General features: G+C 39.1%; 16 protein-coding genes. 14 read left to right on the top strand and 2 right to left on the bottom strand.

Features of this window, described 5'->3' with window-relative positions; translation table 11 throughout:
• Positions 1-75: 75 nt before the first annotated feature.
• Both FD968_RS01670 and FD968_RS01675 read right to left on the bottom strand, forming a co-directional pair.
• Positions 76-2472 carry a glycosyltransferase family 41 protein gene (locus FD968_RS01670; RefSeq protein ID WP_215367062.1) on the bottom strand — a complete coding sequence of 799 codons (2397 nt, stop codon included), beginning with the start codon at positions 2470-2472 and terminating at the stop codon, positions 76-78.
• Positions 2473-2506: 34 nt separating this feature from the next.
• Positions 2507-3262 (bottom strand): glycosyltransferase family 2 protein, encoded by a 756-nt coding sequence (locus FD968_RS01675; RefSeq protein WP_215367064.1) that lies wholly within the window; start codon positions 3260-3262, stop codon positions 2507-2509.
• A 17-nt stretch (positions 3263-3279) separates the two neighbouring features.
• On the opposite strand from FD968_RS01675, the gene FD968_RS01680 reads away from it, so the two are divergent.
• From FD968_RS01680 to FD968_RS01745, 14 genes are all read left to right on the top strand, one after another.
• Entirely contained in the window at positions 3280-4254 is a 975-nt protein-coding gene (locus FD968_RS01680) for a glycosyltransferase family 10 domain-containing protein (RefSeq protein WP_215367066.1), read from the top strand.
• A 22-nt stretch (positions 4255-4276) separates the two neighbouring features.
• Positions 4277-4687 (top strand): SxtJ family membrane protein, encoded by a 411-nt coding sequence (locus FD968_RS01685; RefSeq protein WP_215367068.1) that lies wholly within the window; start codon positions 4277-4279, stop codon positions 4685-4687.
• A 9-nt stretch (positions 4688-4696) separates the two neighbouring features.
• Positions 4697-4846, top strand: a complete 150-nt coding sequence (locus FD968_RS01690) for a DUF5989 family protein (protein ID WP_215368154.1) — start codon at positions 4697-4699, stop codon at positions 4844-4846.
• Positions 4847-4859: 13 nt separating this feature from the next.
• On the top strand, positions 4860-6701 hold the full coding sequence (locus FD968_RS01695; RefSeq protein ID WP_215367915.1) for a carbamoyltransferase: 1842 nt from the start codon (positions 4860-4862) through the stop codon (positions 6699-6701).
• Positions 6688-7917, top strand: a complete 1230-nt coding sequence (locus FD968_RS01700) for an SGNH/GDSL hydrolase family protein (protein WP_215367070.1) — start codon at positions 6688-6690, stop codon at positions 7915-7917. Before FD968_RS01695 ends, FD968_RS01700 begins: the two co-directional genes overlap by 14 nt.
• A gap of 306 nt (positions 7918-8223) precedes the next feature.
• Positions 8224-9042, top strand: coding sequence for an SGNH/GDSL hydrolase family protein (locus FD968_RS01705; RefSeq protein WP_215367072.1), 819 nt, complete (start codon positions 8224-8226; stop codon positions 9040-9042).
• Positions 9043-9060: 18 nt separating this feature from the next.
• Positions 9061-10170 carry a DegT/DnrJ/EryC1/StrS aminotransferase family protein gene (locus FD968_RS01710; RefSeq protein WP_215367074.1) on the top strand — a complete coding sequence of 370 codons (1110 nt, stop codon included), beginning with the start codon at positions 9061-9063 and terminating at the stop codon, positions 10168-10170.
• Between the two features lie 9 nt (positions 10171-10179).
• Positions 10180-10938, top strand: a complete 759-nt coding sequence (locus FD968_RS01715) for a TylF/MycF/NovP-related O-methyltransferase (RefSeq protein WP_215367076.1) — start codon at positions 10180-10182, stop codon at positions 10936-10938.
• Positions 10939-11748 (top strand): transketolase, encoded by an 810-nt coding sequence (locus FD968_RS01720; RefSeq protein WP_251367599.1) that lies wholly within the window; start codon positions 10939-10941, stop codon positions 11746-11748.
• A 3-nt stretch (positions 11749-11751) separates the two neighbouring features.
• Positions 11752-12660 (top strand): transketolase family protein, encoded by a 909-nt coding sequence (locus tag FD968_RS01725; protein ID WP_215367078.1) that lies wholly within the window; start codon positions 11752-11754, stop codon positions 12658-12660.
• Positions 12661-13383, top strand: a complete 723-nt coding sequence (locus tag FD968_RS01730; RefSeq protein WP_215367080.1) for a sugar transferase — start codon at positions 12661-12663, stop codon at positions 13381-13383. It abuts the gene before it with no gap.
• Between the two features lie 112 nt (positions 13384-13495).
• Complete coding sequence (locus FD968_RS01735; RefSeq protein ID WP_215367082.1) at positions 13496-14902, top strand: hypothetical protein; 1407 nt, start codon at positions 13496-13498, stop codon at positions 14900-14902.
• A complete protein-coding gene (locus tag FD968_RS01740; protein ID WP_215367084.1) occupies positions 14865-15869 on the top strand; it encodes a glycosyltransferase in 1005 nt (334 codons plus the stop codon). Before FD968_RS01735 ends, FD968_RS01740 begins: the two co-directional genes overlap by 38 nt.
• Positions 15860-16708 (top strand): class I SAM-dependent methyltransferase, encoded by an 849-nt coding sequence (locus FD968_RS01745; protein WP_215367086.1) that lies wholly within the window; start codon positions 15860-15862, stop codon positions 16706-16708. Before FD968_RS01740 ends, FD968_RS01745 begins: the two co-directional genes overlap by 10 nt.
• The last annotated feature ends 13 nt before the right edge of the window (positions 16709-16721 follow it).

The raw sequence follows: 16721 nt of genomic DNA on the forward strand, positions 1-16721 counted from the left end.
CACGATTTTAAATTTAGAAATTTAAGATTTTCTGCAAATAGTAGTTGAGTGCTCTATTAATATTCTTTGGATATTTTATTTAATATCAATTGGCTCTATTGGATTGCTATTGAATGTGTGGTCGTACATCGTAGCGTAGACTTTTTCAAGATTTTGAGTAAATAGGCCTGTATTAAATAGTGGCTCTTTAGCTTTATTGGCAATTAGCTTTTGTTTTATCTGCTGCAATGCTGCTGGATTCGTGGCCAAGCTTACTGCTAACTCTTCATATTCTTTAGGGTTTTGGGTAATCAGCTCGGGTAGTCCAATGGCTTTTAATAGACTTGCAGCAACCCTTCCTGGAAAAGCATTTCCTAATACTGTGATGATGGGTAAGTCAGACCACAATGCATCACTGGCGGTGGTGTGGGCATTATAGGGAAGGGTATCTAGAAACAAGTCTGCTAAGCGATGGCGTGCCAAATGATCGGCAGGCGACATGTGTTTTGCAAAAATAATTCGATCGCTAGGAATGCCACATTTTACTGCTTCTGACAATAAGTTTTTGGCTGCCATTGGATTGTCTTGAAATAACCAGAGGACGCTTTTTTCTACTCTTTGGAGAATATTCATCCAAATCGCAAAAATAGTGGGTGTAATTTTGTAGTTATTGTTGAAGCAGCAAAATACAAATGCATCTTGAGGTAGTCCACACTCTTCTCTTGTAAATACCTTGGAGGACACAGCTCGTTTATCATCGTTTGCTTGGTATGTGTGCGGTAAATAAACAATTTTTTCTTCATAGTACTGCGCTTCATCCTCGGGGATGAGCGTACTATCAGCAATACAATAGTCAAAATAACCAGCACCAGACGTACCTGGATAGCCTAGATAGTTCACTTGGATTGGTGCGGCTCGATGGGCAAAAATACCTTGCCGACTAAAGCGAGTGAGTCCCGTTAAGTCGATGGCAATATCAATACCATGTGCCCTAGCAAGCTTAGCCACCTCTTGGTCTGTTTGATCGTGAACTTCAATGAATTGATCAAATCCTTTTTCAAGCCTTGCTCGTATTTCATCATTGGTCTTGGGGCCATAAGAAAATCCAAAGACTTCAAATTGACTGCGATCGTGATGCTCAAATACGCCAGCCATTAGTAGCGCAACTGGATGAATGCGAAAGTCCGCAGAAAAGTAACCTAGGCGAATTTTGCCGCGCTTTAGCTCTCTAGAAATTGGCCCAAGACTGGAATTTACAGGCGCTTTCTTTTTAATCCAAGACCGCGCAGCTTGCTGTTGAAGTTTTGGACTTTCTATTAACGAAAGTAGTGGAAATGGTGGTGCCACATTCAGACTTTGCTCAAGCTTTTCCTTGAGTATCGCCAATCTTTGGTCAAGGCCTACCCAGTCCGCAATTTGCATTTGGGTATGCAAGCGTGTACCAAGTAAGTAATCGATATTTTCATGAATGCTAGTTGCTTTGTCATAGGTAACTAGAGCCTCTTCATGACGTTTTAAATCATTAAGGGTAATGCCTTTATTGGACCAGGCCTCAGCATATTTGGAATTAATGCTGATTGCTTTGTCATAGGCAACTAATGCTTCTTCATGGCGTTTTAAATCATTTAAGGCAATGCCTTTATTGGACCAGGCCTCAGCATATTGAGGATTAATACTCACAGCTTTGTCATATGCAACTAATGCTTCATCTGGTTTATTGTTAGCGTGAAGGGTAACTCCTAGATTGGACCACGTCTGAAAGTCCTGTGGCTCTACAGTTAAAGCTGCTTGATAGGAGCACAGAGCTTCTTCAATCAACCCTTGCCGGCTCAAGATGATGCCGCAAATAGAGTGGGCTTTGCCATGGTTGGGATTTAATTGAATTGCTCGATACAGTGAACTCAGTGCCTCATCACTGCGTCCTAATTCAGACAAGGCATTGCCTTTTGCAAAGTGAATATCAGCATCATTTGAATCCAGCTTTAAAGCTTGAGAGTATGCGTTAATTGCTTGCTCATGTTGCTTGAGTTCGCTTAGCAAAAAGCCCATATTTTTCCATGCCAGCAAAAAGTCAGGTTTGATGGCTACGAGCGCTTCATAGCAAGTGAGGGCTTTCATTGGCAACTGCTGAGTATCAAATAGGTCGGCTTTTAGTAGCCAGGCATCAAAAAATTGTGGAGCCATTTCAGTAGCCTTATCAAGGTATTTGATGGCATCTGAAATTAGGTTGAGATGATTGTTAGCAAGCCCTAAATAGAAATAGGCCTCTGGATTATCTGGCTCAATATGCAGCAATTTTTCAAGTAATTGTTTTGCTTCATCAAAGTTTTGTTGGTTGATTAAGGTGATGGATAGATTAATTAAGGTGGAAGGCCTATCAGGTGCATGAACGAGCGATTCTCTAAAGGCTGCTTCAGCTTGTGCAAATTGCTGCTGTTCTAAAAGGCTTAGCCCACTTAAAAAGGCACTTTTAGCTAATTCGAAAGAGGGCATAGAGGTAAGGGGTGCGTATAAAGATATTTTGTAATTAAAGTTTATGAATATTATCTAGATAAAAATCTTCATAAGGGTATTGCTTTTCATCGGACAATCTTTTTTTAGAGCGCTTATCAAACATGCCTTTGAATCCACCGATGAGTACCTCTTGGTACTTTTGGGTTTTGATGAAATCTCGATTAAATTTCGAGTAATGGCCAATGCCTTTCGTAAAGCCCTCATCGGCCACTTTTGATTGAATATTTCCAATGCCAGGAATATTTATCGAAGGAATTTCTCGGCCATAGGTTTCGTGGTAGCGCCAGACAAAATCACCATCTTCTTCGCCAATGCCTAATAAGCGCTCATCAAAAAAGCCGACTTTGATTAATTCTTCTTTACTTGCCACAAAATGGGAGAAGCTACCATTGATCCTAAATGCATGAGGTTGATTCCCTAATTCGCTTTCAAGATGATCAAAAAAGTTTGAAGATTCTATGAAATTAATTGCGAGATCATCGTTTAGTATCAAAATACGATGGTTAGTTGCGGTAAGGGCCCCTCGATTCCAGAGCTTAGCCAAGGCCTGAAAGTTGGGAAACAGCGTTGGGTAGCAATTTGCTTGACCCGCTAGAAATTCCAAGAGTTTGCTACGGTAGGTGCCATTAAAAGACCCTTTTGCTGGACCATTGACCATGACAATGATTTCAATTTGGGGTCGTAAGGCTTTAATAGAGCTAATTAAGGGCACCAAGAAGGGCTCAAAGCGCTGATCAAAGGTCGTAATGACGATGCTGTATAGGTTCATAGCTATAGAATGATGACATGTATAGAAGTCGAAAAACGATACGGATTGCCTGTCTTGGTACCCCTAGCGACTATCGTACCAGCCTGATGCCGCTGATTATCCAATCATTGGGTTACAAGATTGACTGGGTAAGCCCAGTTTGGGCAGATTTGCTCATTTACGGCTCTTTTTATGATGTCAATGCGCCGCGTCTGCGCTGGTTGCCTAGATCTTGGCGTTCAAAAGCTGGGCAATGGGTGGGTTGGGTTGAAAAAGAGTTATCCAAAAGAAAGCTGCCTCCAGTAACGCTATTTCATACCGCTGAGAATTTACGATATGATCACATTCAAGCTGATTTTTCTATTTCTCATGATCTGAATGTGAAATCAGATAGGCATTTTCGGCTTCCGTATTGGATGGAGGTAATTGACTGGTCCCATGAGGGTATCGTGGGCAATAAAAATCCACGTTACGGAGAGCTGCTGAAGTTAGATAGATTGCAGGCTCCGTTGGGTGATCAATTTTTAAAAAGACCACAAAAGGCAGTTTTGATCACTTCGCATTTGCGTGCACCAAGAGCAAGTTGCTATGAGATATTAAAAAAACATATGCCCGTTGATGGCATGGGTTCTTATTTTGACCGGACAATCAAAGATCATCATCGAAGTGGGTTTTCTAAAAAAGAAATCTTAGAAAAATATTCTTTTAATTTGTGTCCGGAAAATGGGGTTTATCCAGGGTATGTGACCGAGAAAATTCCAGAAGCATTTGCGGCTGGGTGTTTGCCGATTACTTGTGTTGATGAGGCAGCAAGTGTTGATTTCAATTTAAACGCAGTCATGAATTTAAGAAAAAATATTGAGGAGCGTTCAGCTTTAAGTAAAAAAGGTTTTATTGATAATTCGATACTTAATGAATTTGCTGGGGAGCCTTTAATAATTGGACAGCCAAGCACTATGGGGTTAAAGGAATTTCTCAAGAGCTCAGGTATTTTGTCGGGCAGTTATAGGTGATAATTAATACAATACGTGTCTTTTGTATAAAGAATTTAATATGAACCACACTTTAAATATCCCCTCCAACCAAAAGTTTGGTTGGTTATTTGCCGCAATATTTGCGGGGGCTTCTGCATTTTTCCAGTGGAAACATTCCTCATTGTTGGCAATTGTTTCAATAGCGTTATCTATTATTTTCGCTCTAGTCACCATTTTTATCCCATCAGCTTTAGCACCCCTGAATAAAGCTTGGTTTGCCTTAAGTCTGTTTTTAGGAAAAGTGGTTAGCCCAATTGTTTTGAGCACTATCTTTTTTGTAGTGATTGTCCCAGTTGCCTTAATTGGCCGCCTTTTTGGCAGGGATGCGTTGTTATTAAAAAAACGTCAGGTTGCTAGCTATTGGGTGGACAAGGAGCCCATTGAGCCAGATTCATTTAAAAATCAATTCTAAGGATTTGTGATGGGCTTTCTAAAAGAGCTGTGGTCATTTTTAAATAAGCGTAAAAAGCTTTGGCTATTGCCCATCATCATTGTGATGGTGTTATTGGGCGCTTTATTGATTTTTGCTCAAGGCTCCGTATTGGCCCCATTTATCTACACGCTGTTTTAAATCATATTTGCCAATGTATATCTTAGGCATCTCGGCGTATTACCATGACTCTGCCGCTTGCTTGGTGCGTGATGGCCAAGTCATTGCTGCAGCACAAGAAGAGCGCTTTACCCGTAAAAAACATGATTCGGCTTTTCCTGATCGCGCTATTGGTTATTGCTTAAAAGAAGCAGGGATTACACCTGCTCAAGTCGATTACATTGTTTTTTACGACAAACCTTTTTTAAAGTTTGAGCGCTTACTAGAAACCTATCTAGCTTTTGCGCCAAAGGGCCTGCGTAGTTTTATTACTTCTATGCCCGTGTGGCTAAAAGACAAGCTCTTTCAAAAGACAGTCATTACCGATGCTCTTAAAGATTTATGGGGCAAAGACATCAAATGGGAAGATCGCCTGCTCTTTTCGGAGCACCACTTAAGTCACGCCGCTAGCGCCTTTTTTCCATCTCCTTTTGAATCTGCTGCTGTGTTAACTATGGATGGCGTGGGCGAATGGACTACAACCTCACTGGCTATTGGAAATGGTAATAAGTTAGAAGTAGTTAAAGAGATTCATTTCCCACACTCTTTAGGCTTGCTGTATTCCGCTATGACCTACTACACAGGGTTTAAAGTGAACTCTGGGGAATATAAGGTGATGGGTTTAGCCCCTTATGGCAAGCCGATTTACGCAGATCTGATTAAAAAACACTTAATTGATATTAAAGAAGATGGCTCGTTTGCCTTGGATATGAGCTACTTTAATTACTGCACTGGTCTAACAATGACCAGTAAAAAGTTCGATGAGGTATTCGGTGGTCCTCCAAGGCAACCTGAGTCTGAGCTTACCCAACGTGAGATGGATTTGGCCGCCTCAGTACAAGCAGTTACTGAGGAAGTTGTTATCAAATTGGCTAGAGGAATTGCCAAGAGCACGGGACAGAAGAACTTGTGCTTAGCTGGTGGTGTAGCACTTAATTGCGTAGCCAATGGCAAACTTTTGCGTGAAAAAGTATTTGAGAATATTTGGATCCAGCCGGCTGCTGGTGATGCGGGCGGCGCTGTGGGCGCTGCATTAGGTGCTTACTACATCATGCTCAATCAACCAAGAGTGGTTGATCAAAATGCTTTAGATGGCATGAAGGGCTCTTACCTTGGGCCTGAGTTTAGTCAAGCGCAAATTGAAAAAGAATTAACCCAATGCGGCGCTGTTTACACGAGCCATACTTCTGAGGAGTTAATCGCAAAGACAGCTCAAGTACTGGCTGATGGCAAGGCGATTGGTTGGATGAATGGTCGCATGGAGTTTGGCCCACGCTCATTAGGCGGTAGAAGTATTTTGGCTGATCCAAGATCACCCACCATACAAAAGTTACTTAATCTCAAAGTCAAATACCGTGAGTCATTTAGACCTTTTGCGCCTAGCGTATTGCGAGAAGATGTCTCCGAGTGGTTTGATTTAGATTCTGATAGTCCTTATATGTTGCTCGTGGCTGATGTTGCTAAATCTAAGCAACGCACCATGACCCCAGAAGAAGAGGCTTTATTTGGCATTGAAAAGCTCAATATCCTGCGCTCATCCATTCCATCGGTAACCCATGTGGACTATTCGGCAAGAGTACAAACAGTCCATGAGCAAACTAATCCTCGCTATTACCAACTCATTAAAAACTTCAAAGAGCTTACAGGCTGCCCTGTGTTAGTAAATACCTCGTTTAATGTCCGCGGTGAACCTATTATTTGTTCGCCAACCGATGCCTTTAGATGCTTTATGGGAACTGAGTTAGACGTGTTGGTGGTGGGTAATGCATTTTTGGAAAAGCCAAGACAATCGCAATCGTTGAGTGTTGATTACAAGACTAGTTATGAATTGGATTAGGGGGCGAGTAGTTTTTTGGGGCTATATTTTGAATGCAATTATTTGCATATTAAGCTTATGCTTGACCTTGATTTTTTGTGAATTTATTGCAAGAAAATTTGTTGAATTAAAACCAGCGCCAGATTATATTGAGTCTATTAGAAATTCTGTTCTGATCGGCAATAGACTTTGGGGGAAAAATTTAGATATTGTCTATGATATTCGTGGCTTATATCAAAATGCAACATATTCAATTTTTCGAACCAGCAATAGACATCTTATCGAGCCAGATTTAGTAGGGCGCGATGATTTTAAAGTCTTATTTATAGGTAGCAGCACCGTTGAAGCTCTTTATGTGTCTGAAGGGTATCGTTGGGTTGAGCTTCTCAATAAGCTTGGATCTGTCCGCACCTTCAATGCCGGTCAGTCTGGCGCTAACTCTGTAGATGCATATTACGGTTATAAGTACCTAACTGAAAATTTAGGAATGCATTTTGATCTTGTGGTTCTTAGTACTGCCACTAACGACTTTAGTTGGGGGAATAGATTTAGTGAAGTCCATCAGAATTTGTCAATTAGGGGCTATCACGAAAAATTAAAAAACTATTATTTGAAGACTTACGGTGATAGATCTAAGCTGGAGCGATGTAGTGAACGATTGGCTATATGTAAGCTTGTGTCGCAGGTGAGAATATCCTATCAAGATTTCCTGATGAGTAAGCGCTTTCATGGGTTAGGTAATGTTACGCAAAATTATCTTAAAGTAAAAAAAGATAAAGAGAATGCGCATCAATTGGTTGTTGCTAGCGACACGGAATTTCCAGATAAAATTTTTTATAAGTTTTCCGAACAAGCAACTGAGAATTTAAGAGTCTTTAATCAAGCCGTTAAAAAAAATAACTCCAAATTATTAGTTATCAGCGAAAGTTCATCTTATGGAGCTAGTCAAGAGTCATTCTATCTCGACCTTCGTGTTCCGGTAGTTGTGGATGGGGTCGCTTTTTGGGGGGGTAGTGCAGTTAAATTTTATCAATCACTCAATCGCATTTATTTGGAGGCTGCTCAAAGAGCGGGTGCGAATACATTTGATTTGGCTGACTCGTTGAATGGAAATAGGGTAGATGGAGGACGTTTTTTCTACGATTCAATTCACTATAACGTTGAGGGGTGTAAGGAGGTGGCGAGAATTCTTGCGCCGGTAATTGATAGCCAGAGGCTTCGGAAGTGGAGTCATTAACAGTGGGGATGATCTTGAAATTTTCGACTATTAAAATCATCTTAATAAATGTTTTAATTACAATTGCAATATTAATTAGCGTTGAAACAACCGCCTTTGTTGCTCGGTTGTTACTTGGTAAAGAAAGTGTGGGCTGGATGTATGTCTCGAGTATTGAGCGTGACCTATCTTCAAAAGCCTGCATGAAAATGCGAACCCATCCTTTTTTACGGTCATTAGCATGACTATGATTCTTGTGTTGTTCAAAGAGGGCGGGTTATTGGCCCTTTTGTAGCCTATGGAAATTCATCATACAGGGACGCTATTTTGGCTCTAGGGGGCTCTACAAAGTATGGTTTTTATCAGCAGTTTAGTCGTGGCAATGGTTGGCCATATTGCTTAAATGGACTTCTTGAGAGATCTGGAAAAAAGTTGCAGGTTATAAATGGAGGCGTTGGTGGGTACGGATCTTCTCAGGAGCTACTCAAACTTCTAATGGATGCCCCACGCTTAAATGTGGATATCAAGTATGTAATTTCCTTGAATGGGATAAATGATACAAAGGGGTATGGGGGGCTACCGGTGTGGCTTGAGGGAAAGATTCCATTTTGGACTTGGTTGCATTACACAATGTATTCTTCTGAGAGGTATGTAAAGCAGAATGTAGATAGTAAAGCAACTTATTTCCCAAGTTTCATGTCCCTGATTTGGTATATATCTGAAAAAACTTTAACCCCCAACTTTTACAAAGTTCAAAATTTATTTTATCTGGAGGGGCAAAAAGAAATCTCTGCGGGTCAGCAGTGGTATGGGAACATTAGAATAATGCATGAAGTTTCAAAAGAGCTTGGCGCCCAATATTATGTTTTTCTCCAGCCTATAATGCAGTTGAATGGGCAGATTCCACATGATATTTTAAGTAGCGATTATTTGCTTTATGGGCAGATGAGTCCGGAATATCTGTTGGAAATTAATCGCCGCTATCAGGATTTGAGAAAATTTTGCTCAAAAGTCAATTTCTGTGTTGATATTACCGCAATCGCCCCACCAGCCGGTAATTTTTATGCAGACCCCAGGCATTATAATGAAGCTGGAAATAAATTAATTGCTAATAAAATTTATGATTATATCTACCCACTTAAATAATTTTTTGCACCATTAAATATGACTTCTAAAATAATTCCATTTTTTAATTACCCTGTCTTGTATGAGCGTCAAAAAAAAGATTTGCTTCCGCTGATTGATGAAATTCTTTCGGGCGGTAGATACATTATGCAAAAAGAGCTGGAAAACTTTGAAAGCGATCTAGCTCGCTATCTTGGTGTTAAATACGCACTTGGTGTTGCGGATGGAACTATGGCATTAATTCTAGCTTTAAAGGCTAGTAATATAAGCCCTGGTGATGAAGTTTTGGTGCCATCACATACTTTTGTGGCAACTGCTGCTGCCATTGCTCATGTGGGGGCAACCCCGGTTTTGGTCGAATGTGATTGGTCCCACTTAATGGATCCGAGCGATTTGGAGCACCGAATTACCTCAAAGACTAAAGCAATCATGCCAGTTCAATTAAATGGGCGTGTAGCAGAAATGAATGAGATTAAAGATGTTGCTGAGAGGAATGGTCTAATCATTATCGAAGATGCTGCCCAAGCTTTGGGGGCAAAATTCAAGGGAGAGTTTGCTGGAACATTTGGCGTAGCAGGGACCTTTAGTTTTTATCCTTCAAAAACCTTGGGTGGATTTGGTGATGGTGGGGCTGTAGTTACAAATGATTCAAGAATTGCCGATTCTATTAGACTTCTTCGAGACCATGGACGTCATCCAAGTGGTGAGGTTATGCAGTGGGGGTTTAATTCAAGACTTGATAATCTTCAGGCGGGAATTTTAGGATACAAACTTAAGCATTACTCCAAAGAGATTGAGCGTAGGAGAGAGATTGCTGCTCTGTACCATAGCTCTTTGGATGGACTTGAAGCATTAAAGCTTCCTCCGCCTCCTTCGGATGGTGATCACTTTGACATTTTTCAGAATTATGAAATTGAAGCTAATTGTCGGGATGAATTAAGGGCATACTTGGATGTGCAAGGTGTTAAAACTATTATTCAATGGGGGGGCAAAGTAATCCATCAGTATCCCTCGCTTGGTTTAAATAAAGACTTGCCAATGACTGAATTAATGAGTCGTCGGTATATGCTGTTACCCATGAATACTTCATTATCAAATGAGGATATTAGTTATATTTGCGAACAAATTCTAACTTTTTATAGAAGATAGTGATTGAATATGAAGATAGTTGCTCCAGAAGCAGGCCTTAGAACGGAGGCCGAGAAAAACGAGGCCATTAAAAATAAATCATGTTTTGATAGAAATCCTGAGCCTTGGGAGATAAAACTCGAAAATTTTCCAAAATACGTAAGACGGCAAAATTTAACTAGATTCTTAGCACTGTATGAGATTTATAAAAAGATTTTGCCAGTTAAGGGTTCTATTGTGGAGTGTGGAGTATTTAGAGGGTTTGGCATAACTTCATGGCTTAAATTTTCCTCGATACTTGAGCCGGTTAATTTAACTAGAAGAATCTATGGATTTGATACATTTTCAGGGTTTCCAAATGTTAATGATATTGATAATGTAGGTATCGCATCTCAGATTAAACAAGGAGACTTGTTTTCTGATTCTGAAAATGAGTTGATTGAACTTGCCAAGATAGCTGATGGTACAAGATTTTTGGGGCATATCAATAAGCTGCAGCTTGTAAGGGGGGATGCGGAGAAAACGATACCTGTATTCGTAAGGCAAAACCCGCATTTACTAGTTAGTCTATTGTTTATGGATTTCGACTTGTATGGACCAACAAAAGTTGCCCTAGAAAACTTTATTCCTTTGATGCCAAAAGGTGCGGTGATTGCTTTTGATGAATTGGATAATCCATTGTGGCCTGGAGAGACTAGAGCAATGGTTGATGTTCTTGGGGCTAATAACCTTAAAATTCAACGCGTAGATTTTGATCCTTATATAGGTTTTGCTGTCATTGGTGAATAAGTGAATAAAAGTAAGGCCCTTGCAAAAAGTATTAGGTTAAGAGCATTAGAGATGGCTAATCTCGGGGGAGGATCCCATATTGGTTCGGTTCTATCTATTGCTGATGTGCTTGGAGTTTTATATGGCAATATTTTGCGGGTTAGGGCAGATGACCCTTTATATGTGGATAGAGACCGGTTTATTTTAAGCAAGGGGCATGCTGGTGCAGGCGTTTATGCTGCCTTAGCTGAAAGTAACTTCTTCTCAGTGGATCTACTTAAAACACATTACCAGAATGGTTCTAGGTTAAGCGGCCATGTTTCGCATAAGAATGTAGATGGCGTAGAGTTTTCAACTGGCTCATTGGGCCACGGGCTTTCGGTGGCTTGTGGAATAGCGCTGTCAGGAAAATTGGACAATAAGACATTCAACACTTATTGCTTATTAGGCGATGGTGAGTGTGATGAGGGGGCAAATTGGGAAGCCATGCTCTTTGCTTCCCATTACCGCTTGAATATGCTAACTGCAATTATTGACTACAACAAGTTACAAAGCTTGGACACTGTAGCAAATACTATGGGTCTTGAGCCGTTTAGGCAAAAATGGGAAAGTTTTGGCTGGGACGTGATTGAGGTTGATGGCCATTCGCACTCAGAGTTGTATGAAGCATTTAAAATTCCCTCTGATATGCATAAGCCCAGATGCATAATATGCCACTCCATCAAGGGCAAAGGAGTCTCTTTTATGGAGAATAGTGTTTTATGGCATTACAGATCCCCCCAGGGAGATGAGTATGCTAGCGCGGTTAATGAAGTGATAAATTCAGATTAAGAAATGAGGGATACTTTTATTGCTGAATTGGATCTAGCTGCGCAAAAAGATCCAAACTTAATACTAATTACAGGCGATCTTGGATTTGGCGTTCTTGATAGATTTATCAAAAATAATCCAAAGCAATTTATTAACGCGGGGATAGCCGAGCAAAATATGATGGGGGTGGCTGCGGGACTAGCACTTTCGGGTAAATTGGTCTACGTATATTCAATTGGAGTATTTCCAACCATTAGATGTTTGGAGCAAATTAGAAATGATGTTATTTATCATCAAGCTAATGTGAAAATTATTACAGTTGGTGCTGGGTTTAGTTATGGACAGCTTGGAATGTCCCATCATGCCCTAGAGGATATTGGAGTTATGCATGCGCTTCCGGGGATTAATATATACAGCCCTTCGACAATAGATGAAGTTAGGGATTCCATGAAGAGTCAGTTAATGGAGTCTTGTCCATCGTATCTCCGATTGGACAAAGCGAAGGCTGAGCTGCAATCCTCGGTGCCTGTTGGCAATGGAATAAATTTGATGTGTGGAGATGGAGGGGGAATTTCAATTCTGGTTACTGGTGGAATCACTAGTGAGGCCATGCTTGCCCATCAAATGTTGGACTCTATTGGCGTTAAAAGTTCGGTTTATAGCATTTACAAAATTAGACCGCTGGATGTTAATGTCTTGTGTGAAATTGCGAAAAAATCTCGAAAAATTGCAATAGTAGAAGAGCACTTTAACGATTCTGGGCTTTCCAGCATAGTTGCTAATACCCTATTTGATTCAAACATAGTGATATTGAAATGGGCAAGATTTTCAATATTTGGAGGGTACATTTCTGAGGTTGGGGATCAGGCATATTTAAGGCGCGTTGGCAATATTGATGCTAGTGCAATTTTTGATAAATTAAGAGCATGGTAAATGTTAATTAGGCTCATCGATATTGCAATCTCTTTGTTTGGCCTTTTGCTGTTAAGTCCAGTCTTGGTAGTATTTCTACTTCTCGTATATCTGCAAGATTTTAAGAACCCAATCTTCTTTGCTAAGCGTGTTGGGCGCTCGGGAAGAGATTTCTTGATGTACAAGATGAGATCAATGGTTGCAAATGCGGAAAAAACGGGCGTAAATTCAACGTCAATAAATGATTCAAGAATTACATCTATTGGTAGAGTGATCCGGCGATATAAATTAGATGAGGTAATGCAACTTATTAATGTGCTTAAGGGCGATATGAGTCTTGTTGGTCCAAGACCTCAAGTAAGAGATGGTGTAAATTTTTACAATGAATATGAGATGAACTTACTGCTTTTAAGGCCTGGAATAACAGATTTAGCTTCTATTATTTTTGCAGACGAAGGTGATATTTTAAAAAATTCTACAGATCCAGATGCCGATTACAACTTAATAATACGACCTTGGAAGAGCAGATATGCATTACTTTATGTGAATCACACCCCAAGGATCTTTCTTTATTTATTGATAGTAGCTTTGACTGCATTGGCCATAGTTAACAGGGCGATTGGTCTTCGTTTGACGTCTAAGGTTGTTGGTGGACTCACAAGTAATAGATTCATGGTTGAAACTGCTGCACGCAACGGTCCTATTGCATTGGTCTTACCACCTGAAGGTGGGTATGACCTTTAATTTTTTGGCATATCTTGGGGAGCCACCAAGTTTCGATCGATTAACTTTTGTTTTTTGTCATCAAGAGTGAAAAATCAATTTAAGAGATCCTGTCAACCAGTCAATAGTTGCGATGAAATTTAATACAACGAGATTACTCGTCTCTACTTTCAGTTCGATCATAACTGCAATTGCAATTTTTGGAGCTATAAAAATTGCAGGTGATAGGTTGCATGCGGCTGAATTTGGCGCATACTTACTACTCAGAAGGCTTTTTTCGTTTTCAGAACCTATTGCAACACTCGGGGTGTTTCACAGAGCTGTAAGCGCATATGCTGGGAAGGGGGATGGAGGCGACATAACAAGGGCCCTAATTTTGTTGTTGATGCCCGCATGTTTAGTTATCTCGTTGGGCATGCTTGTTGTCATGATAATTCTGCGCTACATGGGAGTTATTGAAATTGGTAACTCAGAGCTATTGGTCTATTGCTTATTGTTGCTCCCCTATAGTATTTATCTTATTTATTACTCTTATGTCAGGGGTTCTCTAAGCTCCATTCAATCTGATTTAATTCAAATAATTGCAATCGGATTAATTCCACTTTTACTCTATTTATTTTCTAATAGTAGTCAATTTATTTATTATAATATATTTTCATATTTAGGATGCTTATTTTTCTTATCTGACAAAAAATTCCTCAAAATTCTATTTATTAGCTTATCGGGATTAAAAATAAAAAAAAATATTCCGTATAAAGATTATTTTTTATCTGGAATAGCTCATAGAATTACAAATATTATTCAACACAATTTGATATTTTTGACAATACCACTCTTCACGGCGATAACATATGGTAGTAAGGCAGTAATATCTTTCTCAATATTTATTTACATATTAAAGATTTCAGAAAGCATGGTTGAAGGACTAACAAGAAGTGCTGGAATTATATTGAGCGGATCGCTTAATAAGGAAAGACTGAGTGGCTATATAGTTTTCCTAGCGTTAATTTTCATTAATATTGGAGTATTTTTTGGTGAATCAATATCCACTATATTATGTGAAAATATACCGTTAATCCGGGAGAGCCCTGGAGCAATAAAATTGGCTATTTATTTTATGCCAGTTTACTTGGGTTATATATTATTAAGGCCTATATGTGAAATATACGAATCAAAAGAAAAATCATCAATTGTTTATATAGTAATTATGGTCATTTCCCATGCAATTTTATTTTTCCCATTAAATCTGAGTGAAAAATATATTCAAATTGTCCCATTTTTGGTTTTTATAACTGCATATACAGCATTCTTTATTGCTAACATCACATATTTAAATTTAGGTGTTGTAAAACCATTAATAAGAATATATTTTGAGGGTAAAAATGTGATTATAATAAATTTTACTTTAATAGCCTTTGTAACGATATTTGAAGTTGAAATATTTTATAAATCATTTTTTGGAATATTTATTTTATTTATGAATTTTTATTTGTTATTGAAAAATGAGAAAAATTTCCTTCGTTATACCAGCGTTCAATGAAGAGAATTACATTGGATTATGTATTGAGTCAATTATTAATGCGTGTATCCATGCGCAATATTCCAATGATGATTATGAAATTTTACTGATTGACGGCTGTAGTACGGACCAGACTATAAATATTGCCTCTAAATATCAAGGTGCATCTCCAGTTCGCCTCCTTATGAATGAGAGGAAAATTTTAGCGGCTGGGTGGAACAAAGGTATTGCAAACGCTCGATATGAGTATATTTGCGCAATGAATGCTCATGCAACACTATCGCTGAACTTTGTGGTTGAGATCAATAAAAAATATACTGAGTACTCAACCATACAAATGGGTGCTGTTGGCCCAGTATTGAATACTAGCTATCTCTTCGACGACGATAATGGGCGGGCAATTGCATTTATTCTTGGGTCAAGTTTTGGGGTGGGAAATTCAAAATTTAGAACGGGTACCTCAGATGATGTATTCGTGGACACGCTTCATTGTTGTGTATATAAGAGTGAGGCAATCAATTCAATCGGGGTATTTAATGAACGATTAATTCGTTCTCAAGATATTGATTTTAATAAACGATTAGTAGCAAAAGGCTATAACCTCCTACTAATTAACTCTGCACGCGCTAACTATTTTTCAAAAATTCATCCGGAAAAATTTCTTAAATATGTGATAGGCAATGGATATTGGGTGACATATCCCTTGAAGCATGGTGTCTTGATTGGCTCCCTTAGGCATTATATCCCGCTCTCCTTTTTTTGCTATGTAACACTATTGCCACTAATGGCGCTTTTGGTTTCGCCCTACTTAATAGCGCCTTTAATTTTTTATCTAATTTTAATTGTGTTTTATTCTATTTTTAATAACAAATTTAACTTTTTGTTGCGAGTTCGGGTATTAAAATATTTCTTTGTACAACACTATTTTTATGGTCTAGGTTCATTCTTGGGTCTAATGCAGGTGATAAGGGGTAAATCATGGATGTGAAGAATGGGCTATTAAAGAGTATCGAGTCTCTCGATGCAATTTCTAATGAGAGTTGGTTGTTGCGCCTTAACGATAGAAAGCTTGAGGAGTTGGAGTTTCATGATGCCTATAGAAGGAGGGGGGCTCACTCAGATCCTGCAATTGAGGGTGCCGGAGATACATTTGAAGTTCTAACTGGAAATAAAAAATATTACTCAACTGTAGATCTTTCAACCAAGTACATTCAGTCATGGATTCGTGAAAAATCCCACAATAAAATTGTATTGGATTATGCGTGTGGGGATGGTAAGAATGCTATTTTAGCAGCCGAAAGTGGGGCATCATTAGCGCTGGGTATAGATATCAGCAGGGAGTCTGTAGTAAACGCAAGGAGTGATGCATCGAATAAACAATTGGATAACGCTTTTTTTGTTCAGAGTGATGCTGAAAATACTGGCTTACCGAGCAATACGTTTGACATCATTATTTGTAGCGGGATGCTTCATCATTTGGATCTTAATATCGCCTTTCCGGAATTGGAAAGAATATTGGCTCCAAACGGAATAATTTTTTGCATTGAAGCATTGGACTATAACCCTATCATTAAGGCATATAGACTGTTAACTCCCAAAATGAGAACCAAATGGGAAAAATCTCACATTCTCTCTTTGGCTGATATTAAATTCGCTAAAAAAATGTTTTATGTCAAGAATATAAAATATTGGCATATTCTTTCAATTGCTGGAGTTTTTTTCAAGCCAGCATTACCTTTTTTAAATTTTCTAGATAAAGTTTTAACAAAGGTGTGGGGGCTCCAATTGCTTTCGTGGATGTTTACATTTGAGCTGCATAAAAAATGAATCTATTTCTATA

Source organism: Polynucleobacter sp. AP-Titi-500A-B4 (genome assembly GCF_018688095.1).
Lineage (GTDB): Bacteria > Pseudomonadota > Gammaproteobacteria > Burkholderiales > Burkholderiaceae > Polynucleobacter.

Coding starts and splice junctions, on each gene's coding strand:
- FD968_RS01740 (WP_215367084.1), top strand. CDS start 14,865: ATGAGAAAAATTTCCTTCGTTATACCAGCGTTCAATGAAGAGAATTAC.
- FD968_RS01690 (WP_215368154.1), top strand. CDS start 4,697: ATGGGCTTTCTAAAAGAGCTGTGGTCATTTTTAAATAAGCGTAAAAAG.
- FD968_RS01730 (WP_215367080.1), top strand. CDS start 12,661: ATGTTAATTAGGCTCATCGATATTGCAATCTCTTTGTTTGGCCTTTTG.
- FD968_RS01680 (WP_215367066.1), top strand. CDS start 3,280: ATGTATAGAAGTCGAAAAACGATACGGATTGCCTGTCTTGGTACCCCT.
- FD968_RS01700 (WP_215367070.1), top strand. CDS start 6,688: ATGAATTGGATTAGGGGGCGAGTAGTTTTTTGGGGCTATATTTTGAAT.
- FD968_RS01670 (WP_215367062.1), bottom strand. CDS start 2,472: ATGCCCTCTTTCGAATTAGCTAAAAGTGCCTTTTTAAGTGGGCTAAGC.
- FD968_RS01735 (WP_215367082.1), top strand. CDS start 13,496: ATGAAATTTAATACAACGAGATTACTCGTCTCTACTTTCAGTTCGATC.
- FD968_RS01715 (WP_215367076.1), top strand. CDS start 10,180: ATGAAGATAGTTGCTCCAGAAGCAGGCCTTAGAACGGAGGCCGAGAAA.
- FD968_RS01745 (WP_215367086.1), top strand. CDS start 15,860: ATGGATGTGAAGAATGGGCTATTAAAGAGTATCGAGTCTCTCGATGCA.
- FD968_RS01710 (WP_215367074.1), top strand. CDS start 9,061: ATGACTTCTAAAATAATTCCATTTTTTAATTACCCTGTCTTGTATGAG.
- FD968_RS01675 (WP_215367064.1), bottom strand. CDS start 3,262: ATGAACCTATACAGCATCGTCATTACGACCTTTGATCAGCGCTTTGAG.
- FD968_RS01695 (WP_215367915.1), top strand. CDS start 4,860: ATGTATATCTTAGGCATCTCGGCGTATTACCATGACTCTGCCGCTTGC.
- FD968_RS01725 (WP_215367078.1), top strand. CDS start 11,752: ATGAGGGATACTTTTATTGCTGAATTGGATCTAGCTGCGCAAAAAGAT.